We start from the raw sequence: 22139 nt of genomic DNA on the forward strand, positions 1-22139 counted from the left end.
CCACCTGTAAGGTCCGCGGGAGTCGCGCTGGAGGGAGTCATCGATGACGGCGGGTTCGGGCCGGGTCACGCAGGCACAGGTGGCACGCCTGGCCGGCGTCTCGCAGGCCGTCGTCTCGATGGTCCTGAACGGCTCCGACAGCCTGCGCATCACCCCCGAGACCCGCGAACGCGTGCAGCAGGTGCTCCGCGAGACCGGGTACACCGTGGACATCATGGGCCGGCGCCTGCGCGGCAAGTCCAACCAGATCCTCGGCGTGTTCACCTACGAGTCGGTGTTCCCGTCCGGCGTGGCCGACTTCTACCGGCCGTTCCTGCTCGGCATCGAGGAGGAGGCCGAGGCCCAGGGCTTCGACCTGCTGCTGTTCACCAGCGGTGGCCGCCGCGACGGGCGCCGCCGCATCTACGACCAGGGCACGAACCGGCTGCGCATCGCCGACGGCTCGATCCTGCTCGGCCGGCACAACGACCCGCAGGAGCTCGCGCAGCTCGTCGAGGAGCAGTTCCCGTTCGTGTTCGTCGGCCGCCGCGAGTCGCCGACCGGGCCGATCAGCTACGTCGGCGCCGACTACGTCGCGGCCACCCGTGAGGTCCACGAGTGGCTGTGGCGGCTCGGGCACCGCAAGATCGGCCTGCTGAGCGTCACCGAAGAGAACGAGCCGACGCTCGACCGGCGCTCCGGCTACGAAGCCGCGGCGCGCAAGCACCGCCGTCCGCCGCTGGTGTTCCTCGCCGACGACCCGGCCCTCGCGCTGCGGCAGGCGCTCGACGAGGGGGTCACCGCGCTGCTCGTCGAAAGCTCGGCGATGGCCGACGGCATCCTGGCGTACGCGGACGACCTCGGCGTGCGCGTGCCCGACGACCTCTCGCTCGTCGTGCTGGGTGACGCCGACCCGACGCAGCAGCCGTCGGCGCACGCGGTGCCGAGCACGCCCACCGACTGGTCGATGTTCCGCATCCCGCGCCACGAAATGGGTGTGCACGCGGTGCGCGTCCTGGTCGAGCTGCTGGCGGATCCGAAGCCCCGGCAACTGCTGTTGCCGTGCACGTTCCACGAGGGCGCCACCGCGGCGGCACCCTCCACAGTGCACACTCGCTGACCACTGTTGACAGCTGCCGAACGAGACGTCTACCTTCGCTGCTAATTCGAATAACCAGGAGGCACTGTGGCCTACCAACGAGTGGCCCGCCGTCGAGCCCGGCTGTTCATCGCCGCGGCGTTGTCCGCCGTCGCGGTGGCTTCGGCCGCCTGCTCGGGCGGCGCCGGCGACGACACGAACATCGCACTGCGCATGACGGTCTGGACGACGGACAAGAACCAGCTCGCCCTCTTCGACGCCATCGCCACCGAGTACCGCAAGTCACACCCCGAGGTCGCGTCGGTGAAGTTCGACGTCGTCCCGGGTGACACGAGCGCGTACTCGGCCGCGCTGACCACCCAGCTGTCCGGCGGCAACCCGCCCGACCTCGCCTGGATCCTCGAGCGCGACGCCCCGGACTTCGTCCAGTCCGGCGCCCTCACCGACCTCAAGCCCACGCTGTCCGCGACCGCGGGGTACAACGTCGGCGAACTGGTCCCGTCCGCCACGAAACTGTGGACCAAGGACGACAGTCTCTTCGCCTACCCGTTCTCGACGTCGCCGTTCGGCATGTTCTACAACAAGAACCTGCTCACCCAGGCGGGAATCACCGAAACCCCGGACCAGCTGCTCGCGAATGGACGGTGGACCTGGGACGCCGCGAAGCAGATCGCCACCCAGGTCGCCGCGCGCGACACCGGCAAGGCCGGGCTGGTGGTCCGTGAGTTCGAGTACAAGCAGTGGGTGCTGCTCGCGTCGGTGTGGCGCGGCTTCGGCGCCGACGCCTGGGGGCCGGACGGCAAGACCTGCGGGTTCGCGACGCCGGAGATGACGTCCGCGATGACCTTCCTGCACCAGGCGATCTTCACCGACAAGGCGCTGCCCGGCCCGGGCACGACCGCGGACTTCTTCGCCGGCGAGTCGGGCCTGACCATCGCCCAGATCAGCCGCGCCGGGCTGCTCAAGGCCAAGCCCTTCGACTGGGGCATCGTCCCGCTGCCGGCCGGACCGAAGGCGAACGCTCAGGTCATCGGCCAGGCCGGGATCGGCGTTCCGGTCAAGGGCAAGCACGCCAAGGCCGCCGCGGACTTCCTGGCGTTCTTCACCGACCCGGCCAACTCGGCGAAGCTCGGCCAGTACTTCCCGCCGGCCCGCGACAGCCTGATCAACGCGGCCACCCTGGCGAAGGCGAACCCGTTGTTCAGCCAGGAACAGCTGCAGAACGTCGTGGTCAACGGGATCAAGACCGGTTCCGTGCTGCCGTCGCACACCGGCAGCGCGCGGATCGCCTCCCTCGTCCAGTCCGCTTTGGACCCGATGTGGAAGCCGGACGCGAACGTGCCCGCCGCGCTCGCCGGGGTGTGCCAAGCCATCGACCCGGTGCTGAGCCGGTGACGCTGACGGCCAAACGGCGAGACGAGCTGGCGGGGTGGCTCTTCATCGCCCCGCAGGCCCTCGGCTTCCTCGCTTTCGTCGTGGCGCCGCTGGCGGCGGTGGTCTGGTACAGCTTCCAGGACGTCAACCTGCTGGCCGGGACGTCGTCGTTCGCCGGGGCGGACAACTACGCGCAGCTGCTCGACGACCCGGTCGCGCCGAAGGTCGCCCGCGCGACGGCGATCTTCTGCGTCGGCCTGGTCGTGCTGAACCTCGTGCTGGCGCTCTCGCTCGCGTTGCTGCTCAACCTGAAGCTGCGCGGCACCACGGTGTTCCGGACGGTCTTCTTCTCGCCGGTGGTCATCACGCTCGTCGCGTGGACGATCGTGTGGAACTTCCTGCTGCAGGACAACGGCGGGATCAACGCGCTGCTGCAGACGATCGGGATCGACGGGCCGAACTGGCTGCGGGGCAACGGCACCGCGATGCTGTCGGTGATCGTGGTGCAGGTGCTGAAGAACGTCGGGCTCAACATGGTGCTGTTCCTCGCGGCGCTACAAGGGATCCCGGCGTCCATCATGGAGGCGTCGCACTTGGACGGTGCCGGTCCGTGGCGGCGGTTCCGTTCGGTGATCCTGCCGATGATCAGCCCGACCACCCTGCTCACCGCGATCATCACCGTCGCCGGCGCGCTGCAGGTGTTCGCGCAGATCCAGGTGCTGACCCTCGGCGGGCCGGCGGACAGCACCAACGTCCTGGTCTTCTACTTCTACCAGCAGGCCTTCGCCAACCACGACCTCGGCTACGGCGCGGCGCTCGCCGTGGTGCTGTTCGTGGTGATCCTGGTGCTGACGCTGCTGCAGTGGCGGATGCGGAGGCGGTGGGTGTTCCATGAGTCGTAGGGCCAAGATCGCCTGCTACGCCGTGATGGTCGTGCTGGCGGTGCCGTTCGTGTTCCCCACCTGGTGGATGATCACGGCGTCGCTGCTGCCGGCCAACGAAGTCCTGGCGTACCCGCCGAAGCTGTTCCCGAGCCAGCCGCAGTGGGAGAACTACAAGACCGCGTTCACCGACTTCCCGTTGGCGCAGCAGTACTTCAACAGCCTCTACATTGCGGTGCTCGTCACCCTGGGCACGATGTTCTTCTCGTCACTCGCCGGGTACGCGTTCGCCCGCATCCGGTTCCGCGGCGAGAAGTTCTTCGGGCTGATCCTGATCGGGCTGATGGTGCCGAGCGAGGTCACGATCATCCCGCTGTTCCGGGTGGTCGACGACCTCGGCCTGACGAACACGCACTGGCCGCTGATCGTCGTGCCGATCTTCGGCGCGCCCAGCGTGCTCGCGACGTTCGTGATGCGGCAGTTCTTCATCACGATCCCGGGCGAGCTGGAGGAGGCGGGCCGGCTCGACGGCCTGTCCCGCTTCGGGCTCTACCGGCGCGTCGCCCTGCCGATCGCCAAACCCGCGCTGGCCGCGGTGGCGATCTTCACCTTCCTCAACACGTGGAACTTCTTCCTGGAACCGCTGGTCTACCTGACCGACAAGGACAAGTTCACGCTGCCGGTGGCGCTGACGCAGTACGTCGACGTCTACGGCGGCCACCTCTGGAACGTCCAGCTCGCCGCCGCGACCACCACGGTCGTGCCGGTGCTGCTGGTCTTCATCGTCGCGCAACGCCAGTTCGTCGAAGGGCTCGCCCAAAGCGGCCTCAAGGGTTAGCTTTCGGCAGCCGGACGGTGAACGTCGACCCCATGTCCACTTCGGACTCGACGTCGATGGTGCCGCCGTGGGCCTGCACGAGGTGGCGCACGATGGCCAGGCCGAGCCCGCTGCCGCCGGTCTGGCGGCTACGGGACTTCTCCGCTCGCCAGAACCGGTCGAACACGTGCGGCAGGTGCTCGGGCGCGATCCCGGTGCCGGTGTCCGCGACCGCGAGCACCACCTCGTCCACAGTGGACGAGACGTGGATCGTGACGCGGCCGCCGGCCGGGGTGTGCCGGATCGCGTTGCCCACCAGGTTGCCCATCACCTGGCGGAGGCGGACCGGGTCGGCCGTCAGCCGGGCCTCTCCGGCCGCCTCGACGCTCAGCGTGACGCCGGCCGCGGCGGCCCGGTCGGCGTGCGCCGCCGTGACCTGGCCGGCCAGCTCGGCCGCGTCGACGGTCTCCGGGAACAGCCGCAGGTGCCCGGCGTCGGCCGCGGCCAGGTCCTGCAGGTCCTCGACGATGTGCTGCAGCAGCACGGTTTCCTCGAGCAGGGACGCCGACAGGGCCCGGTCGAACGGCAGGTGCCCGTCTTCGGCGGCCTCCAGCCGGCCGCGGATGACGTTGAGCGGGTTGCGCAGCTCGTGCGCGATGTCGCTGACCATCGCCTTGCGCTGCTCCTCGATGCGTTCGCGGCGCGCGGTGAGGTCGTTGAACGCGGTGGCGAGGTACCCGACCTCGTCGCGGGACTTCACCGGCGCCGGCCGGTCCTGCTCGGCCGCTTCGGTCAGCGCGCGCAGCGGGCGGGACAGCCGGGTCGAGACCAGCACGGTGATCGCCACGGCCAGCGCCAGCACCCCGCCGGTCACCGCCAGGATCCGCGTCAGGTTCTCCCGCGAGAGGGTGAACGTCGGCACCGGTGAGTCGCCGGGCCCGAGCGTGAACAGCAGCGCGGCCGGTGCGACGTACGGGGCGAGCTGCTCACGCCGCGACGTGTCGATACAGGCGCCGGCCGGGCCCTGGTCGGGGGCGCCGAGCGCCTCGAAGTCGAGGGTGAGCTTCACCTCGCCCGAACCCCGGCGCTGGAGGCAGGTGTTCACGGCGTCGTTGAGGCTGGTGAGCGCGGCCTGCTCGGTCGGCGTGGGGTCCGCGAGCTCGTAGAACCCGCACTTGGCCGCGAAGTAGCGGGCGGTGATCGGGTCGGGCGCGCTGATCTGGGGCCGGCCGCTCGGCGAGTCCTGCACCTCGCTGCGCAGGCCCATGTCGTCGAGGCACTGGACCGCCTTCTTGGCCAGGGAGGCGAGGTCCTCGTGTTCGCGGGGCGACAGCCGGAACGGCCCGACCGCGCGCGGGTCGATGCCGCTGGTCCCGGCGCCCGGCATCAGCACCGGGTCCACGTGCAGCGGGTCCACCGACGCGCTCGCCTTCACCGGCAGCGTGACCGGCGAGCCACCGGAGTCGGCGAGCACCCGCCGGTCGACCGTCGTCACGACGATCCGGCGCCCGGTCTCGCCGGCCAGCGCCCGCAGCTTCGGCCCGGCCTGGTCCCAGGTGTGGTTCACCGCGGCGAAGCCGAGCAGCTCGGTGTAGATGGTCGCGTCGTCCGACAGGGCCTGGCCCTGCTCCTGCTGGATCGCCCGGGTGGTGGTCTGCACGGCGAGCCACGCCGTCGCGGCGATCGAGCCGAGCGCGATGAGCAGGGAGACGGCGGAGAGCCGCAGGACCAGGCTCCGCCGTCTCGGGAAGGGCCGCCTGGGGAACGGCCTACGCACTGTTCTCGGCGACGAGCTTGTAGCCGACGCCGAAGACGGTCAGCAGGTACTGCGGCTTCGCCGGGTCCGGCTCGAGCTTCTTGCGCAGGTTGAGCACGTGGACGTCGATGATCCGGGTGCTGACGAACCGGTCGTCGCCGCGGGTCAGCTCCAGCAACTGCCGCCGGGTGAACACCCGGCCCGGCTGCTTGATCAGCGTCTCCAGCAGCAGGAACTCGCCGGGCGTGGTCTCCACCGGGCGGCCGTCGACCGACACCTCGTGCCGCAGCGGGTCGAGCCGCAGCCCGCCTGAGCGCAACGTCGAGTCGGGTGGTTCGCGCCGGCCCGCGGTCCGGCGCAGCAGCGTGCGGACGCGCGCCATCAGCTCGCGCGGGCTGTAGGGCTTGGTCAGGTAGTCGTCCGCGCCGAGGTCCAGGCCGAGCAGCAGGTCGTCCTCGGTGGCCCGGGCGGTCAGCATCAGGACCGCGACGTCGGACTCGCCGCGCAGGATCCGGCAGACGTCGAGGCCGTCGACCTTGGGCATCATGACGTCGAGGACCAGCAGGTCGGGGCGGTGGCGGCGGGCTTCGTCCAGGGCGGCCCGGCCGTCGGGGGCCAGCACCACGGTGTGGCCTTCGCTCTCGAGGTAGAGCCGGAGGACCTCGGCCTGCTTCTCGTCGTCCTCGGCGACCAGTACACGTGCGCACACGGCGTAGACAGTAGGCGTCCTGACACGGCAACCACCCGATCCTGACCGGATCTTCACACCTCGGGGGAACGGGTCAAGTCTTTGTCAAAGTGTTGACCCCGGGGTCGCTCGCAGGCAAAGGTCGGATGTCCAGGCAGTGCAGCCGCGGGAGGGCACCGGTGCGATACAGATTCATGGCAGCGATCGTCGCGACGGCGGTGATCGGGGTTCCCGCTGTCGCTTCGGCGGCGCCGACAACGATGTCACCGGGAACTCCGCTGGTCAGCGACCCGGCGGCGTACGTCGACCCGCTGATCGGGACCGGCAGCGGCGGCAGTTCGGTGGGGGAGATCAACAACTTCCCCGGCCCGGCGGCGCCGTTCGGGATGATGCAGTTCTCGCCGGACACCCAGGGCGCGTACGCCGGCTACCAGTACCACAGTGACCAGATCCGAGGTTTCAGCCTCGACCACGCCTCGGTCGGCTGCAACGCGTTCGGTGACGTGCCGATCCTGCCGATCACCGGCGACGTCGGCAGCGCGCCGTGGGACCGCACCGCGCACTTCACCCACGACGACGAGAAGGCCGAGCCGGGCTACTACGCCGTGACGCTCGCGGACTCGAAGGTCCGGGCCGAGCTGACCGCGACCACCCGCACCGGGCTCGCCGCGTTCACCTTCCCGGCCGGTTCCACCCCGCAGGTGCTGGTCAAGGGCGGCGCCAGCCTCGCCGGGAACTCGCACGCCGACCTGAAGATCACCGGCAACCGCGAGGTCAGCGGCTCGGCCACCACCGGCAACTTCTGCGGCAAGCCGAACAAGTACACGGTCTACTACGACGTCACCTTCGACCAGCCGTTCACCGCCCACGGCACCTGGGACGGCTCTTCGGTGAAGCCGGGCACCGACAGCGTCGACTCGCCGAAAGCCGGTGCCTACCTGACCTTCGGTTCGCAGAGCGTCGTGCACGCCAAGGTCTCGATGTCCTACGTGGGCGTCGACGGCGCGAAGGCCAACGCGGCCGCGGAAGTTCCGGGGTTCGACTTCACCGCCGTCCGCAAGTCCACAAGGGACAAGTGGACGCAGGCGCTGGGCAAGATCCGGGTCGCGGGGCGCGATGCGGCCGAGCTCAAGACGTTCTACACCTTCCTGTACCACTCGCTGATGCACCCGAACACGTTCGACGACGCCGACGGGCGCTACATCGGCTTCGACGACCAGATCCGCACGCTGCCGAAGGGGCGGCACCAGTACGCGAACTTCTCCGACTGGGACACCTACCGCTCGCTCGCGCCGCTGCAGGCCATGCTGTTCCCGAAGGAAGCCAGCGACATGGCGCAGTCGCTGACGAACGACGCCGTGCAGGGCGGCTGGTGGCCGCGCTGGCCGATGGCGAACGACTACACCGGTCAGATGACCGGCGACAGCTCGGTCGCGCTGATCTCCAATCTCTACGCGTTCGGCGCGCGTGACTTCGATGTCAAGACGGCGCTGAAGTACTTGGTCAAAGGCGCGACATCGGTGGACAACACGCCCGGCGCGTACCAGGAACGTCGCGGCGTCGAGGACTACGTCGCCCGCGGGTACCTGCCGAACAACGACGCTTCGCGCGGTGACCACGCCCGCGTCGGCGCGTCGATCACCCTGGAATGGGCGATCGACGACTTCGCCATCGCGCAGCTCGCGCAGGGCATCGGCGACCGCGACGTGGCGCGTGAGTTCACCCGGCGCGGCCAGAACTGGCAGAACATCTTCAACCCGCTCACCGGGTACATCCAGCCGCGCGGGCAGGACGGCCGCTTCCCGGACGGCCCGGCGTACGTGCCGCCGCCGCCCGGCAAGTTCGGCCAGGACGGCTTCGACGAGGGCAACGCCGCGCAGTACACCTGGCTGGTGCCGCAGAACCCGGCTGGCCTGGTGACGGCGATGGGCGGCCCGGCCGCCGTCGCCCAGCGGTTGGACACGTTCTTCCAGAAGCTCAACGTCGGCCCGAACGAGCCGAACATGTGGGCCGGCAACGAGCCCGACTTCGGCGTCCCGTGGCTGTACAACCACGTCGGGCAGCCGTGGAAGACCCAGCAGGTCGTCCGTGAGATCGCGACGACGCTGTTCAGCGCGACCCCGGACGGCGAGCCGGGCAACGACGACCTCGGCGCGCAGTCGTCGTGGTACGTCTGGGCCGCGCTCGGCATCTACCCGGCGACGCCGGGCACGCCGGACCTGGTCGTGCACAGCCCGCTGTTCGAGCGCGCGGTGCTGTCCCTCCCGAACGGACGGACGATCGACATCCGCGCGCCGAAGGCTTCGGCGACCACACCGTACGTCCACGACCTGTCGCTGAACGGCCGGGACTGGGACCGCACGTACCTGCCCGCGAACACCGCGCGGGACGGCGCCCGGCTGGACTTCTCGCTGCAGTCCACTCCGGACAAGCGCTGGGCGGCGAACTCGGCCCTACCGTCCTACCAGGACAACGAGAAGCCCTTCCTGGCGTCGGTGACCAACCAGGTCGTCGTCGAGCCGGGCACGTCCGGCGAGGTCACGGTGAGCGGGCAGCGGCTCGGCGGGCACGACCGCGGCCTGGACGTCACGACCAAGGCGCCCGCCGGTCTCACGGTCACCGGGCCGCGGCAGCTCCGGCTCGACGACCGGACCGGCAGCGGCACGGCGAAGCTGACGGTTTCGGTGGCGGCCGGGACGCCCGAGGGCTATTACCAGGTGCCGGTGACCGTCCGGGGCGGCTCGACGTCCGTGCCCGGCTCGGTCATCGTGCTGGTCGCGCCGAAGGGCGGGCTCGCGGCGGCGTACAGAGGTGTCGGTATCTCGGACGACGGTGACGTCGGTTCGGCGGACATCGACGGCGCCGGGAACAGCCTCTCCCGGCAGGCCCTGGCCGCGGCGGGCCTGGTCGGCGGGAAGCCCGCCCAGGCGGCCGGCACGACGTTCACCTGGCCGGCCGCGCCTTCGGGCCGTCCGGACAACGTCGTCCCGGCCGGGCAGACGATCCGGCTGAGCCCGGCGACGCGGCTGTCGTTCATCGGCACGGCGTCGAACGGCGACCACCAGGCCAAGGCCACGGTCACCTTCACCGACGGCACCACCGGCCAGGCCGACCTGTCCTTCGGCGACTGGGTCTTCCCGGGCGGCGGCACCGACCCGGTGTTCGGCAACACGCTGGTGGCCCGCGCCGACCACCGCAACCAGCCGGGCGGCCCGGGCGGCGGCGCGTCGGTCTACGCGACGGCGCCGTTCGACGCACCGGCCGGAAAGCAGATCGCCTCGGTCACGCTCCCGACGGACACGAACCTGCACGTGTTCGCCATCGGCCTCGGCTGAGCAGGCCGGTCAGAAGTCCGTGAATGTCGCATTGAGGGACTCTAAGTCCCTCAATGCGACATTCACGGACTTGAGCCGAGGCCGGCCGGGTCAGCCGGGGGAGCCCACGGCGCAGATCCGGATCGGCGCGGCGTGCGCCGGGTCCAGGGCGTTGCGGACCAGGTGCCAGACGTTGAGGTCGTAGGCCTCGCCGATGTGCCCGACCGGGTCGAACGGGCACGAGTCCTGGACGTAGCTGTTGTGCACGCCCGGCTCGCGGATGAACGACGTTTCGGTCGGGGTGACCAGCTCGTCGTAGCGCGAGGTGATGATCGTGTAGTCGATGCCGGGCTGGGCGACCGGGCCGGTGTTGAGCGCGACGATCGCCGCGCCGCCGTCCAGCTCGTCGGCGAAGATCGGCAGGCCGATCGTCTTGACGACGTTGTTCCACGTGCTCTTGCCGAGCAGCGTGTAGGCCAGCGTCAGGAGCCCGGACGCGTTGGCGCCGTGCGTCGGCGGCGCGATCGCGACGACCTTGCCGATCTCACCCTGGATGCCCTGCATCTTGGCCAGGTAGATCGACTGCAGGCCGCCTTCGGAGTGGCCGACGACGTCGACCTTCGCCGCGCCGGTGTCCGCGCGGACCTTCTCGACGTAGTTCTTGATCTCCAGTGACGACTCCGCGACCGGCTTGAGCCCGCCCACGAACGGGAACTGCGGGTAGGCGCCGTAGGTCAGCGAGAACGTGCAGTAGCCGCGCGCGGCCAGGTCGGCCTGCAGGAAGTTGAGGTCCTCGTAGTAGGTGGCGAAGGTGCCGTGGAGCAGCACGACCGGGTTCGGGTGCGCGGCGCTCGGGCGGCAGCCGAAGTCGTTGTTGCCACCGGCCGTGGTCGCGGCCTGGGCCGGCGCCGCCACGCCCAGGGCGAGCAGGCCCGCGATCCCGAGCCCGGCCAGCCATCGTTTTGTTCCCCGCGCCATTGCGAAGTCCCTTCCGTCTGGTTGCTTTGCACAGCATGAGGCACAAGATCAAGGCTGTCTGCTGGCAGGACGCGCAGAAAGTTGCCGTGGCCGTTTGTGCATGGTGACAATGTGGCATGGATCCGGTCGCCGAGCTGTTCCCTCGATCGGGTGAGATCGCCAGCGCGATGATCACCCGGTGTGCGGCCGAGATCCCCGAATACCGGCTGCTGCCCGCGAGCGTGCTGGAGGGTGACCTGGTCGCCAACGCGACCGCGGTGTTCGAGCTGTTCCTCACCATCGTCGCCGAAGGCCGGCGCCCGACCGAGGACGAGCTCGCGCTGCCGATCGCCTGGGGCGCCGAGCGCGCGCGGGACGGCCTGCCGCTCGAAGCCGTCCTCAAGATCTACCCGCTCGCCGCGAGCGTCGCCTGGGAGCAGCTCCCCGGCGACCGGGCGCTGCTCGGCGCCCGGATGCTCGACTTCCTCGGCGAGGTCATGCCGCGGGTGGCCGAGGCGTACCTGCGCGAGCGCGAAGACCTCGACTGGGAGCGGCGCGAAGACCGGCAGAACCTGGCGTCGAGCCTGCTCGCCGGCCGCCCGGTGCGCCACCGCGAGCTGCCTCCGGGATTCGACGTCGTCGTGTTCCACCTGCCCGCTCTGCCGCCGGAGGCGGGCAGCCGGGCGGCGACGGACCTCTTCCGCTCGGTCCGGTCCGATGTGGACAGTCAGGTCCTGGTGACCTTCAAGGGGGACGGCGGGGTGCTGCTGGTTCCGGACGGTGTCGCGGTCGACGCCGTGGCCGCGCGGGTCGACGAGATCTGCGGCCGGCGCTGCACCGCCGCCGCGGCCCGGGCGGAGACCCACGCGGACATCCCGGCGGCGCACGCCGAAGCCGTGGAAGTCCTGGAACTGGCGGAAAACCTGCACCGCCCGGCGCGGCTCTACCGGCTGGCCGACCTCGCCATCGAGTACCAGCTGGCCCGCCCGGGCCCGGCGCGTGACGCGCTCGCGCGAGTGCTCGCACCGCTCGAAGACCACCCGCACCTGATCGACGCCCTGCGCGCGTTCGTCGTTTCGGGGTACAACCGCGGCGAAGCGGCGAGCGCGTTGAGCATTCACCGCAACACGCTCACCTACCGCCTGGGCCGGATTCAGCTGATCACCGGTTACGACGCGACGCAGGCTGCCGACGCCCGGCACCTGACCGCGGCGATGACGGCCTACGACATCACGAGGCAGAACGTCTGAATCCCACGGGGTAACGCTTGGGTCGCGTTTCCGGGAAAGCGTTGCACTACGCGGCGGGCGGCCGATTCCTGGGTGGCGAACAAGGAAGAAGTTGATTCCCATGAAAGCTACCGGAATTCTCGTCGCCGCGCTGCTCCTGGTGGGTGTGACGGCGTGCGGCGTGCCCGTGGCGGGCTCGCCGGTACCGGTCACGGTCACCCCGCAGGCGGCGACGACCAGCGTGATCGCCGTGCCCGCGCCGCAAACCGTCTACGTGCAGCAGCCGCCGGTGTACGTCGCGCCGGTGGACACTTCGGCGGCCCAGACGGTGATCGCCTACTACGACGCGCTCAACCGCCGTGATTTCGCCACGGCGTGGTCACTCGGCGGCAGCCGGATCGCCGGCGGTGGTGGATACACCAAGTACGTCAACGGTTTCGCGACGACGTCGTGGGACACGCTGACCGTCACCGACGTTCGCGGGAACACCGTGTACGTCGTGCTTTCCGCCGTTCAGACCGACGGCAGCACCCGCGTGTTTTCCGGTTCCTACACCGTTTCCGGCGGAGTGCTCGCCGGCAGTCACATGACCCGGACGAAATGAGTCAAGGCATGCGTATTCTCCGCGCGACCGCGGCGATTTCCGCGGTGCTCGCCCTGGCCGCGTGCGGCCTGCCCGTGCGCACGGTCGCCGCCCAGGCCCCGGCCGCGAGCACGGCGACCGTCACGGCCCCGAGCACGCCGACCGTCACCGTGCCGGCGCCCCCGCCGGTCGTCGTGCCGGCGCCGCAGACCGTCTACGTCCAGCCGAAGAACCCGGGCGTCGCGGCGACGAGCCAGTGGTACGCCCAGCCGAGCTGGTACAACGCCCAGCCGTGGATCTCCATCACCAACTCGGGCGGCCAGACGCCGTGCCAGTGGCTCTACGCCCGCGGGTACACCTACGCGCAGGCCTACGCCGCCTGGGCACAGAACGGCTACCCGGCCGGCTGGTCGGCCACCGGCGACGGCTACCCCTGCCAGAAGTCCTACGGCATGCAGCACTGATCAAAAGGACGCGACCCAGGCGCGGACGACGTCGCCCAGCACGGTGAGCGGCACCGGCCCGCCGCCGAGGACGACGCCGTGGAAGTCCTTGATGTCGAAGGAATCCCCGAGCTCGGCCTCGGCGAACCGGCGCAGCCGGACGATCTCCAGCCGTCCGGTCATGTAGGCCAGCGCCTGGCCGGGGCATTCGATGTACCGGTCCGTTTCGGACTGGACCTCGACCTCGCTGAGCACCGTGCGGGTGCGGAGGAATCCGGCGCACTGCTCGCGGGTCCAGCGCAGCGCGTGCAGGCCGGTGTCGACCACCAGCCGCGCGGCGCGGGTCGAGTCCGCCGCGAGCATGCCGAGGCGCATCAGGTCGTCGGAGTACAGGCCCATCTCGTCGGCGAGCCGTTCGGAATAGAGCCCCCAGCCTTCGCGGTACGCCGTCACGGGCGCCAGGGTCCGCAGCTGGGGCAGACCGGTCAGCTCCTGGGCCAGCGAGACCTCGAAGTGGTGGCCGGGCACGGCTTCGTGGAACGCCACCGACTCGGCGAGGAACCGGACGCGGGTGCGCACCTCGTGGGTGTTGGTGAAGTAGGTGCCCGGCCGTGAACCGTCGCGCGCGGGCGGCAGGTAGTAGGCCGGGGCGGCGACGGGCGCCTCCGCCTCCGGGGCGGCCCGCACGACGCACTCCGCCTTGGGCAGGCGCGGGAACCAGTCCGGCGCCACCGCGGTCGCGCGGGCGACGGCCTCGCGCGCGTTCTCGAGCATCTCGTCGGCGTCGCGCCAGCGGAGGGTCTCGTCGGTCCGCAACCGGTGGCGCACCTCGGCCGGCTCGGTCAGCCCGAACGCGCGGCCGCCGATCTCGGCGTACTCGGCGTCGAGGCCCGCGAGCACGTCCAAGCCCAGCTGGTGCAGCTCTTCGGGGGTGTGCTCGGTCGTCGTGTGCATGCGCACCAGGGACGCGTACGCCGCTTCGCCGTTCTCGAGCCGGCAGAGGCCGGGCCGGTCGTCCGGCCGCCCGTGCCCGGCGATCTCGGCGGCGAGGAAGTCGCGGTAGCGGACCACCGCCGGCCGGATCTCCTCCGCCACCAGCCGATCGCGTCGCCCGCCGCGGTCCCCGGTCAGCGGCTGGGGAAACGGCGTTTCCTGCGCGAGGAAGCGATCCAGGTACGCGATCGCCTTGCCCGCCATCCGCTCGACCGGCTTCCGGCCCGCCCGGAGGCCGTCGTGCTGGCGCCCGGCCAGCGTCGCGTAGAACCCGGGGAGCGCCGCCAGCCGCGTCAGGAAGTTCTCCTCGGCCTGGTCGCCGGAGAGCGTGAGCTGCGGCAGGAACGACAGCTGCTTGATCCCGGCCGCCTCCATCGGAGCGGCCAGGGTGAACTCCACGAGCCGGGCGTCGAGCCGCGCGAGCACGGCCTCCGCCTGCTGGACGACGACGCCGAGCGTCACGCGGTCCGGGTCGTCCGACGCCTGGGCCCGAGCGAGGACGTCCGCGGCCCGCGCCCGCAGCCGCCCCTGGGCCGCTTCGCCGGGATCGGGCAGTTCGGCGTCGTGCCCCGGGATGCCGGTGAAGGTGGCTTCCAGGGGCGCGAAGGTGCCCAGGACGTCCAGCAGTTCGTCGGCGAGCGCGGCGGCGTCGGTGGTCATCACTTCATCCTGGCCGAAAACGAACCGGGCCGGGAGCGGATTCCGCTCCCGGCCCGGCCGGTGCTCAGGTCAAGCTCGAACAGGGTCTCGCGTCAGGATCCTTGGCCCCGTTGGGGACCCACCTGACGTTCGCGAACGACGCCTGGAACGCGGCGTCGGTGTAGACCAGGAACGGCGTGTTGATGTGCTCGAAGTCCAGCCCGTTGTTGAAGCAGGACAACGGGATCTTCACCGTGGTCTTCGCGCCGCCCGCCAGGTCGGTGAACAGCTTCGTCGCGTTCACCTCCGAGAAGCAGGGGTAGACGCAGTGCATGCTGATCACCGTCCGGTTGACCGGCGCCTGCTGCACGACCGTGTCGAACTCCAGCGCCCCGTCCGCGTTCAGGTAGCTGCGCAGGTCGTTCGTGCCCGCCGTGTTCTGCATGTAGAGCTGGGCCGCTCCCGTGCCCGTCCAGGTCGCCTTCAGGCCGTCGCCCTGCACGTTGACGTCCGTCGGGACGGTGTTGATCTCGGGGTGCTCGGCCGTACCGTCCGGGCCGATCACGGTGCCGCCCCAGTTCGAAGCCGAGCCGATCTGGCTGGTGTACGGCGCGACGTCGGTCCGGTCGTAGATCGACAGGTCCTCGGTCGCCGTCCCGCCGCCACCGGTGGACCCGCAGGTCGCCGGGCCGGGGGTCTCGTCCAGCTGGCCGATGGTGACGCGCTGGCCGGTCTTCAGGCCGTAACCCAGCTTGAACAGCGGGTCGTAGTCCGGGGACCACGGGTTGAGCGGCGTCTGGCACGCGCTCTTCGGCCACGAGTAGGACAGCGTGCCCTGGTAGCCGTTGCCGTCCTTGCCCTTGACGAGCATGTCGGCGACGCCGCCACCCTCGGTGCCGGGCAGCCAGGCCGCGACGAACGCGTCCGAGCGGTTGATCTCGTGGTTCATGTACAGCGGGCGGCCGCCGACGTAGACGGTGACGACCGGGGTGCCCTTGCCGCTGACCTTGTCCAGCACGGCCGCGTCCTCGGGGTAGAGCTTCGAGGCCTCCAGCGTCTTGCGGGTCAGGTCGCCGACACCCTCGGCGTACGGCGTCTCACCGATCACGGCGATGACGGCGTCGTAGCCCTTCGGGTCCACCGTGCCGGTGGCGTCGAAGGTGACGTTGGCGTCGCCGAGGTCCTGCTTGATGCCGGACAGGATCGAGGTGGCGTTCGGGAAGTCGGCGTTGGTGTTGCCGGTGCCCTGCCAGCTCAGCGTCCAGCCGCCGGTCTGGTTCGAGATGTTGTCGGCGCTCTTGCCGACCACCAGCACCTTCGACTTCGGCTTGAGCGGCAGCACGTTGCCGTTGTTCTTCAGCAGCGTCTGCGACTCGCGGGCCGCGTCGCGGGCCAGCCAGTTGTCCTTCAGCGCCTCGTCGGAGTTGGCGTAGGAACGGTCGGACGGCTTCTGCGACTCGAAGAGGCCGTCACGCACCTTGACGCGCAGGATGCGGGTGACCGCGTCGTCGATCCGCGACATCGGGATCTGGCCGCTCTGGACCTGGGCGATTGTGTTGGTGATGAACGCCTTCCAGTCGGCGGGCACCATGACGACGTCGATGCCGGCGTTGATCGCCTGCGGGCATGAGGAGTTCGTGCAGCCGGGGACCTGGCCGATGGCGTTCCAGTCGGACACGACCAGGCCGTCGAAGCCGATCTTGCCCTTGAGGATCTCGTTCATGGCCTTGCTGCTGCCGGTCAGCTTGCCCTCGTTGATGCCGAGGTCCGGGTTGGTCCAGCTGTTGAACGAGACCATCACGGTCTGGGAGCCGGCGGCGAGCGCGCCGTAGTAGCCCTGGCCGTGGAGGTTGATCATGTCGGCCTCGGACGAGGGGTTGACGCCCTGGTCCTGGCCCTTGATCGTGCCGCCGTCACCGATGAAGTGCTTGGCGGTGGCGATCACGCCGTTGTAGCCGATGCGGCTGGTGGCGCCGTCCTGGAGGCCGTTGATGTCCTCGTAGCCGTAGGAGCGCGTGATCCGCGGGTCCTCGGAGTAGCCCTCGTAGGTGCGTCCCCAGCGGTCGTCCTGGACGACGGCCAGCGTCGGCGAGAACGCCCAGTCCTGGCCGGTCGAGCGGACCTGGCGGGCGGTGGCGCCGGCGACGTCGCGGACCAGGCACGGGTCGTGCGCCGCGCCGAGGCCGATGTTGTGCGGGAAGACGGTGGCGCCGTAGACGTTGTTGTTGCCGTGCACGGCGTCGATGCCCCAGATGACGGGGATCTTCGTGCGGCTGGTCTTGGAGGCGTTCCAGTAGGAGTCGGCGAGGTTCAGCCAGTCCTGCTGGGTGGCGTGCTTGTTGCCGCCGGGCCACGCGCCGCCGCCGTTGAGGACGGTGCCGATGGAGTACTGGCGGACCTCGTCCGGGGTGATCGAGGTGATCTCGGGCTGCGTCATCTGCCCGACCTTCTCCTCGAGGGTCATCCCCGCGAGGATCTGGGCGACGCGCGCCTCGTCACCGGCCTTGCCCTTGAGCTGGCTGTCGACCTTCGGCCAGTCCGCCAGGGTCGGCAGGCTGTTCTCGATCTTGGCGCAGCCGTTCTTGTCGAGGGCGGGCTTCCCGATGACGGGCTGGGCCGCCTGGGGGGCCTGGGCCTGCAGCGGTGCGGCCTGCGCGACCCCGCCGAGCAGGCTCAGGCTCATCAGCGTGACGAGCGAACTTCGGCGCGCACGTGACCACGCGCGTGATCTTCTGGCCATGGTCTGGTCCATTCTCGAGGGCGGCGGACCGGCCGATCCTCACCGGGCGAAGGGGACGGCGTCAATAGTTTCCAGGCCGTGTGCTCTTCGTTAATTCTCGCCATAAAATAAGAGTCGTCCGGTTGGCGGCACCGCATTACCGCGCTGGTCGGACCGGGTCAAGGGTGCGCGCGGGCAGCCGTTCTGCCCGCCGGGCCTGTCACGATGGCCGGATGGACATCCGCCGCGTCACGACGTCCGCTCCGGCCCTGGCCGCCGGCCACCTCTTCGACGACCCGCCGGTGCCCGCGGCGTTGTCGCGGTTCCTGGCGTCGGAGGGCCACCACCTGCTGATCGCCTACGTCGACGACGTCCCGGCGGGCATGGTCACGGGCGTCGAGATGACCCACCCGGACAAGGGCACGGAGATGTTCCTGTACGAGCTGGGCGTCTCTTCGTCGTTCCAAGGCCGTGGCCTCGGCTCGGCTTTGGTGGCGGCCTTGGCGTCACTGGCCCGTTCGCGCGGGTGTTACGACATGTGGGTGGTCACCGAGGAGGACAACGCCGCGGCCCAGGCGACCTACCGCCGCGCCGGCGGAGCTTCGACGGGCCGCCAGGTGGTCCTGGAATGGACCTTCACCGAGTGATGCCCCGCGGATCACACGCGCCGGCTGTGTGTGTGGGCCTCGGATCGTGTGCTCGAACCCGGATCTCGCGTGGCTGGAGGCGGAACTCGGGTGATTGGGCGCGTGTTTCGCGTGATGGGAGGGTCGACACGGGGGTCAGGCCAGGACCGAGCCGGGGAGTTCCTCGAAGATCAGCCACGTCCGGGTCGAGCGGACCCCCTCCAGGGCCTGGAGACGCTCCAGGACCACGTCGCGCAGTGTGGTGTTGTCCGGGGTCCGGACCAGCAGGAGGATGTCGAAGTCGCCGCCGACCAGGGTTACGTGGTCGACGTACGGGATTTCGTGCAGGTCCGTGGCCATCGTGCGCCAGGACGTCTGCTCGACCGTCACCATGATGTACGCCGACGTGCCCAGGCCCGCGCGGCGCGGGTCGATGCGGGCGCCGAAGCCCGTGATCACACCCTCGGCCATCAGGCGCTCCAGCCGCGCATACGCGTTCGTGCGCGAGATGTGCAGCCGCTCCGCCAGCGCCCGGATCGCGAGGCGGCCGTCCGCGGACAGCTCCGCCAGCATCGCGCGGTCGACGTCGTCGAGGGGTGCGACCGTCCGTCCCAGGGGACCGCCCTGCGCCGGAGCAGAAAAAGACGTTTGGTCATCAGATGCCCCCGATGAGGACTGTTTGTCGCTCATTTCCGGCAACCCTTGAACACAACACCGCCGAGAACCACCATTTGAGCATCATATGTCTGCGAGAGGTGGTGTGCGTCATGGCGACGGAAACCCTGCTGCCGTCCGCGTCGCCGGTGCGGTTCGTCGCCGAGGACGGGACGCGCGCCGACCGGCACGGCCGGTACGCCGAGCCGGCGGCCGACCGGCTCAAGGAGGCCTACCGGCTGATGGTCCTGGGCCGCCGGTTCGACGTCCAGGCGACCGCGCTCACCAAGCAGGGCCGCCTCGCCGTCTACCCCTCCAGCGCCGGCCAGGAGGCCTGCCAGGTCGCCGCCGCGCTCACCCTGGCCAAGCAGGACTGGCTCTTCCCGACCTACCGCGACTCCGTCGCCCTCATCGCGCGCGGCCTGAAGCCCGGCGAAGTCCTGACGCTGCTTCGCGGCGACGCGCACTGCGGCTACAACCCCGCCGAGACGCGCGTAGCGCCTCAGTGCACTCCGCTCGCGACGCAGACCCTGCACGCCGCCGGTCTCGCGCACGCGATGCAGCGACGTGGTGAGGACGGCGTCGCGCTCGCGCTCATCGGCGACGGCGCCACCAGCGAAGGCGACTTCCACGAGGCGCTCAACTTCGCCGCCGTCTTCAAGGCGCCCGTGGTGTTCTTCGTGCAGAACAACCGGTACGCGATCTCCGTGCCGTTCGAGAAGCAGAGCGCCGCGGCCGCCCTGGCGTACAAGGGGATCGGCTACGGCATGCGCTCGGAGCAGGTCGACGGCAACGACGCCGTCGCGGTCCTGAGCGTCCTCGACGACGCGGTGAACCACGCGCGGGAGAAGAACGGCCCGGTTCTCGTCGAGGCCCACACCTACCGCATCGACGCCCACACCAACGCCGACGACGCCACCCGCTACCGCGAAGCCGGCGAAGTCGCGAAGTGGCGCGAAGCAGATCCGGTGACCCGGCTCGAGACCTACCTCAAGGCCCAGAAGACCCTCAGCGACCACGAAATCGAGCAGTTCCGCGGCGACGCCGAGGACTTCGCCCAGACCGTCCGCGACGCGCTCAACGCCGAACCGGAACTGGATCCGCTGTCGCTGTTCGACCACGTCTACGCCGAGCCGACCCGCCACCTGGAAGCGCAGCGGGCCGCCCTCAAAGCCGAGCTGGAGGCCTGATGACGACCACGATGGCACAGGCGCTCAACGCCGCCCTGCGGGACGCGCTCAAGGACGACGACAACGTGGTCGTGTTCGGCGAGGACGTCGGCGCGCTCGGCGGCGTCTTCCGGGTCACCGACGGCATCACCGCCGACTTCGGCGAGGACCGCTGCTTCGACACCCCGCTCGCCGAGTCCGGCATCGTCGGGTTCGCCGTCGGGATGGCGATGGGCGGCTTCCGCCCGGTCGTCGAGATGCAGTTCGACGCCTTCGCCTACCCGGCGTTCGAGCAGATCACCTCGCACGTCGCGAAGCTGCGCAACCGCACCCGCGGCGCGCTCTCGCTGCCGATGGTCATCCGGATCCCCTACGCCGGCGGGATCGGCGGGGTCGAGCACCACTGCGACTCCAGCGAGGCCTACTACACGCACACGCCGGGCCTGCGCGTCGTCACGCCGGGCACGGCGCAGGACGCCTACGACCTGCTCCGCGACGCCATCGACTCACCGGACCCGGTCGTCTTCCTCGAGCCGAAGTGCCGCTACTGGTCGAGCGAAGAGGTGAGCTTCACCCGCAGCGGCCCCGGCATGGACAAGGCCGTGGTCAGCCGGAGCGGCAAGGACGTCACGCTCATCGCGTACGGCCCGATGGTCGCCACCGCCTTGGAGACCGCCGAAGCCGCGAAGGAGGAGGGCTGGGACGTCGAGGTCGTCGACCTGCGTTCGCTGAGCCCGTTCGACGACGAGACCGTGACGGCTTCGGTGCGCCGCACCGGCCGCGCGGTGGTCGTCCACGAGGCCGCCGGCTTCGGCGGCTACGGCGCGGAGGTCGTCGCTCGCGTCACGGAGCAGTGCTTCCACCAGCTGCACGCGCCGGTGCTGCGCGTGACCGGCCTGGACATCCCGTTCCCCGCGCCGAAGCTGGAGCGCCACCAGCTGCCGGACGTCGACCGGATCCTCGACACCATCGCCCGCCTGCAGTGGGCCGACACCCCGGTGGTGGCCGGTGCCTGACTTCCTGCTGCCGGACCTCGGCGAGGGCCTGACCGAGGCCGCGATCCTCAACTGGCACGTCAAGGTGGGCGACACCGTCGGCATCGACCAGATCGTCGTCGAGGTCGAGACGGCGAAGGCCGCGGTCGAGGTGCCCGTGCCGTTCGCCGGCGTGGTGTCCGCGCTGCACGGCGAGCCCGGCCAGCTGCTGCCGGTCGGTGCGCCGCTGCTGAGCGTCGGCGGGTTCGCCGAACCGGGCGTCACCGTGTCGACCACGTCGTCCGGTAGCGGCAACGTCTTGATCGGCTACGGCACCGCCCCGACGACGCGCCGCAAGCGCGTCCGGCGGGTCGAGGCGCCCGTCGTGAAGGGCGCGGCACCCGGCGTGATCTCGCCGTTCGTCCGGAAGATGGCCGCCGACAACGGGATCGACCTCGCGAAGGTCACCGCCACCGGCCCGGACGGCATCATCCGGCGCGCCGACGTCGAAGCGGCCCTGAAGAAGCCGGTCTCGAAAAGCAAGCGCATTCCGCTCACCGGCGTCCGCAAGGTCGTCGCCGACAAGCTCACGGCGTCGCGGCGCGAGATTCCCGAGGCCACGGTCTGGGTGGACGTCGACGCGACCGAGCTGGTCGCCGCGCGGGCGGCCCTGAACGCCAGGACGGACCGTCCCGTCAGCCTGCTCGGGCTGATCGCGCGGTTCGCCGTGGCGGGGCTGAAGAAGTACCCGGAGCTGAATTCGCGGGTCGAAGGCGACGAGATCGTGCTGCTGGACGGCATCCATCTCGGCTTCGCCGCGCAGACCGACCGCGGGCTCATGGTGCCGGTCGTGCGCGACGCCGGTGACCTGTCCACGCGGGACCTGTCGGCGGCGATCGGCGACCGGGCCCGCACCGCGCGTGACGGCAAGCTCGCCCCGGCCGACCTGACCGGCGGCACGTTCACCGTGAACAACTACGGCGTCTTCGGCGTCGACGGCTCGGCCGCGATCATCAACCACCCCGAGGCCGCGATCCTCGGCATCGGCCGGATCATCGACCGGCCGTGGGTGGTCGGCGGCGAGCTGGCCGTGCGGAAGGTCTGCGAGCTGACGCTGGCGTTCGACCACCGCGTCTGCGACGGCGGCACCGCGGGCGGGTTCCTGCGGTTCGTCGCGGACTGCGTCGAGTCACCGGTGACCGCCCTCGGTGACCTGTAACGACTCACCGGCGGCCTTGGCCGGAA

General features: G+C 70.4%; 18 protein-coding genes. 12 read left to right on the forward strand and 6 right to left on the reverse strand.

Annotation, left to right across the window (positions count from 1 at the left end):
* The first annotated feature begins 43 nt into the window (after nucleotides 1–43).
* The 4 genes from ACGFMK_RS07220 to ACGFMK_RS07235 all read left to right on the forward strand — a co-directional run bounded on the left by ACGFMK_RS07220 (nucleotide 44) and on the right by ACGFMK_RS07235 (nucleotide 4171).
* Entirely contained in the window at nucleotides 44–1099 is a 1056-nt protein-coding gene (locus ACGFMK_RS07220) for a LacI family DNA-binding transcriptional regulator (RefSeq protein ID WP_392759224.1), read from the forward strand.
* Nucleotides 1100–1165: 66 nt separating this feature from the next.
* Complete coding sequence (locus ACGFMK_RS07225) at nucleotides 1166–2473, forward strand: ABC transporter substrate-binding protein (RefSeq protein WP_392759226.1); 1308 nt, start codon at nucleotides 1166–1168, stop codon at nucleotides 2471–2473.
* Nucleotides 2470–3354: a carbohydrate ABC transporter permease gene (locus ACGFMK_RS07230; protein WP_392759228.1), complete on the forward strand. Its 885-nt coding sequence runs from the start codon at nucleotides 2470–2472 to the stop codon at nucleotides 3352–3354. Before ACGFMK_RS07225 ends, ACGFMK_RS07230 begins: the two co-directional genes overlap by 4 nt.
* A complete protein-coding gene (locus tag ACGFMK_RS07235) occupies nucleotides 3344–4171 on the forward strand; it encodes a carbohydrate ABC transporter permease (RefSeq protein WP_392759229.1) in 828 nt (275 codons plus the stop codon). Before ACGFMK_RS07230 ends, ACGFMK_RS07235 begins: the two co-directional genes overlap by 11 nt.
* On the opposite strand, the gene ACGFMK_RS07240 is transcribed toward ACGFMK_RS07235, so the two are convergent.
* The gene (locus ACGFMK_RS07240; RefSeq protein ID WP_392759230.1) at nucleotides 4161–5927 is read right to left on the reverse strand and encodes a sensor histidine kinase; all 1767 of its coding nucleotides are present in this window, start codon (nucleotides 5925–5927) and stop codon (nucleotides 4161–4163) included. The two genes, ACGFMK_RS07235 and ACGFMK_RS07240, sit on opposite strands and share 11 nt — an antisense overlap.
* On the reverse strand, nucleotides 5920–6615 hold the full coding sequence (locus ACGFMK_RS07245) for a response regulator transcription factor (protein WP_392759232.1): 696 nt from the start codon (nucleotides 6613–6615) through the stop codon (nucleotides 5920–5922). Before ACGFMK_RS07245 ends, ACGFMK_RS07240 begins: the two co-directional genes overlap by 8 nt.
* A gap of 173 nt (nucleotides 6616–6788) precedes the next feature.
* Between ACGFMK_RS07245 and ACGFMK_RS07250 the strand changes: the two genes are divergently transcribed.
* Entirely contained in the window at nucleotides 6789–9929 is a 3141-nt protein-coding gene (locus ACGFMK_RS07250; protein WP_392759234.1) for a GH92 family glycosyl hydrolase, read from the forward strand.
* Nucleotides 9930–10019: 90 nt separating this feature from the next.
* Here the strand turns inward: ACGFMK_RS07250 and ACGFMK_RS07255 are convergent, their stop codons facing one another.
* The gene (locus ACGFMK_RS07255) at nucleotides 10020–10886 is read right to left on the reverse strand and encodes an esterase/lipase family protein (protein WP_392759235.1); all 867 of its coding nucleotides are present in this window, start codon (nucleotides 10884–10886) and stop codon (nucleotides 10020–10022) included.
* A 116-nt stretch (nucleotides 10887–11002) separates the two neighbouring features.
* On the opposite strand from ACGFMK_RS07255, the gene ACGFMK_RS07260 reads away from it, so the two are divergent.
* From ACGFMK_RS07260 to ACGFMK_RS07270, 3 genes are all read left to right on the forward strand, one after another.
* The gene (locus tag ACGFMK_RS07260) at nucleotides 11003–12115 is read left to right on the forward strand and encodes a PucR family transcriptional regulator (protein WP_392759236.1); all 1113 of its coding nucleotides are present in this window, start codon (nucleotides 11003–11005) and stop codon (nucleotides 12113–12115) included.
* A gap of 100 nt (nucleotides 12116–12215) precedes the next feature.
* Nucleotides 12216–12698: a hypothetical protein gene (locus tag ACGFMK_RS07265; RefSeq protein ID WP_392759238.1), complete on the forward strand. Its 483-nt coding sequence runs from the start codon at nucleotides 12216–12218 to the stop codon at nucleotides 12696–12698.
* 8 nt (nucleotides 12699–12706) lie between these two features.
* Entirely contained in the window at nucleotides 12707–13141 is a 435-nt protein-coding gene (locus ACGFMK_RS07270) for a hypothetical protein (RefSeq protein ID WP_392759239.1), read from the forward strand.
* Here ACGFMK_RS07270 and ACGFMK_RS07275 read toward each other — a convergent pair whose 3' ends face one another.
* Nucleotides 13142–14773 (reverse strand): DUF885 domain-containing protein, encoded by a 1632-nt coding sequence (locus ACGFMK_RS07275; protein WP_392759241.1) that lies wholly within the window; start codon nucleotides 14771–14773, stop codon nucleotides 13142–13144.
* A 64-nt stretch (nucleotides 14774–14837) separates the two neighbouring features.
* Nucleotides 14838–17435, reverse strand: a complete 2598-nt coding sequence (locus tag ACGFMK_RS07280; protein ID WP_392759242.1) for an exo 1,3/1,4-beta-D-glucan glucohydrolase — start codon at nucleotides 17433–17435, stop codon at nucleotides 14838–14840.
* 269 nt (nucleotides 17436–17704) lie between these two features.
* On the opposite strand from ACGFMK_RS07280, the gene ACGFMK_RS07285 reads away from it, so the two are divergent.
* Nucleotides 17705–18118 (forward strand): GNAT family N-acetyltransferase, encoded by a 414-nt coding sequence (locus tag ACGFMK_RS07285; RefSeq protein ID WP_392759244.1) that lies wholly within the window; start codon nucleotides 17705–17707, stop codon nucleotides 18116–18118.
* Nucleotides 18119–18253: 135 nt separating this feature from the next.
* Here the strand turns inward: ACGFMK_RS07285 and ACGFMK_RS07290 are convergent, their stop codons facing one another.
* Nucleotides 18254–18787, reverse strand: coding sequence for an Lrp/AsnC family transcriptional regulator (locus tag ACGFMK_RS07290; RefSeq protein WP_392759246.1), 534 nt, complete (start codon nucleotides 18785–18787; stop codon nucleotides 18254–18256).
* A gap of 77 nt (nucleotides 18788–18864) precedes the next feature.
* On the opposite strand from ACGFMK_RS07290, the gene pdhA reads away from it, so the two are divergent.
* Genes pdhA through ACGFMK_RS07305 form a run of 3 tightly spaced genes read left to right on the forward strand, consistent with a single transcriptional unit; the run spans nucleotide 18865 to nucleotide 22113 of the window.
* Nucleotides 18865–19941 carry a pyruvate dehydrogenase (acetyl-transferring) E1 component subunit alpha gene (gene pdhA, locus ACGFMK_RS07295; protein ID WP_392759247.1) on the forward strand — a complete coding sequence of 359 codons (1077 nt, stop codon included), beginning with the start codon at nucleotides 18865–18867 and terminating at the stop codon, nucleotides 19939–19941.
* Nucleotides 19941–20936, forward strand: coding sequence for an alpha-ketoacid dehydrogenase subunit beta (locus tag ACGFMK_RS07300; RefSeq protein ID WP_392759248.1), 996 nt, complete (start codon nucleotides 19941–19943; stop codon nucleotides 20934–20936). Before pdhA ends, ACGFMK_RS07300 begins: the two co-directional genes overlap by 1 nt.
* Nucleotides 20929–22113 carry a dihydrolipoamide acetyltransferase family protein gene (locus ACGFMK_RS07305; protein ID WP_392759250.1) on the forward strand — a complete coding sequence of 395 codons (1185 nt, stop codon included), beginning with the start codon at nucleotides 20929–20931 and terminating at the stop codon, nucleotides 22111–22113. The genes ACGFMK_RS07300 and ACGFMK_RS07305 overlap by 8 nt, the downstream gene beginning before the upstream one ends.
* The last annotated feature ends 26 nt before the right edge of the window (nucleotides 22114–22139 follow it).

The organism is Amycolatopsis sp. NPDC049252 (assembly GCF_043197175.1).
GTDB lineage: Bacteria > Actinomycetota > Actinomycetes > Mycobacteriales > Pseudonocardiaceae > Amycolatopsis.

What these genes read in the sequence shown, in the direction of transcription:
- ACGFMK_RS07220 (WP_392759224.1), top strand. Translation starts at nt 44, where the DNA reads ATGACGGCGGGTTCGGGCCGGGTCACGCAGGCACAGGTGGCACGCCTG.
- ACGFMK_RS07235 (WP_392759229.1), top strand. Translation starts at nt 3,344, where the DNA reads ATGAGTCGTAGGGCCAAGATCGCCTGCTACGCCGTGATGGTCGTGCTG.
- ACGFMK_RS07250 (WP_392759234.1), top strand. Translation starts at nt 6,789, where the DNA reads ATGGCAGCGATCGTCGCGACGGCGGTGATCGGGGTTCCCGCTGTCGCT.
- ACGFMK_RS07255 (WP_392759235.1), bottom strand. Translation starts at nt 10,886, where the DNA reads ATGGCGCGGGGAACAAAACGATGGCTGGCCGGGCTCGGGATCGCGGGC.
- ACGFMK_RS07260 (WP_392759236.1), top strand. Translation starts at nt 11,003, where the DNA reads ATGGATCCGGTCGCCGAGCTGTTCCCTCGATCGGGTGAGATCGCCAGC.
- ACGFMK_RS07265 (WP_392759238.1), top strand. Translation starts at nt 12,216, where the DNA reads ATGAAAGCTACCGGAATTCTCGTCGCCGCGCTGCTCCTGGTGGGTGTG.
- ACGFMK_RS07270 (WP_392759239.1), top strand. Translation starts at nt 12,707, where the DNA reads ATGCGTATTCTCCGCGCGACCGCGGCGATTTCCGCGGTGCTCGCCCTG.
- ACGFMK_RS07275 (WP_392759241.1), bottom strand. Translation starts at nt 14,773, where the DNA reads ATGACCACCGACGCCGCCGCGCTCGCCGACGAACTGCTGGACGTCCTG.
- ACGFMK_RS07280 (WP_392759242.1), bottom strand. Translation starts at nt 17,435, where the DNA reads ATGAGCCTGAGCCTGCTCGGCGGGGTCGCGCAGGCCGCACCGCTGCAG.
- ACGFMK_RS07285 (WP_392759244.1), top strand. Translation starts at nt 17,705, where the DNA reads ATGGACATCCGCCGCGTCACGACGTCCGCTCCGGCCCTGGCCGCCGGC.
- ACGFMK_RS07290 (WP_392759246.1), bottom strand. Translation starts at nt 18,787, where the DNA reads ATGAGCGACAAACAGTCCTCATCGGGGGCATCTGATGACCAAACGTCT.
- pdhA (WP_392759247.1), top strand. Translation starts at nt 18,865, where the DNA reads ATGGCGACGGAAACCCTGCTGCCGTCCGCGTCGCCGGTGCGGTTCGTC.
- ACGFMK_RS07300 (WP_392759248.1), top strand. Translation starts at nt 19,941, where the DNA reads ATGACGACCACGATGGCACAGGCGCTCAACGCCGCCCTGCGGGACGCG.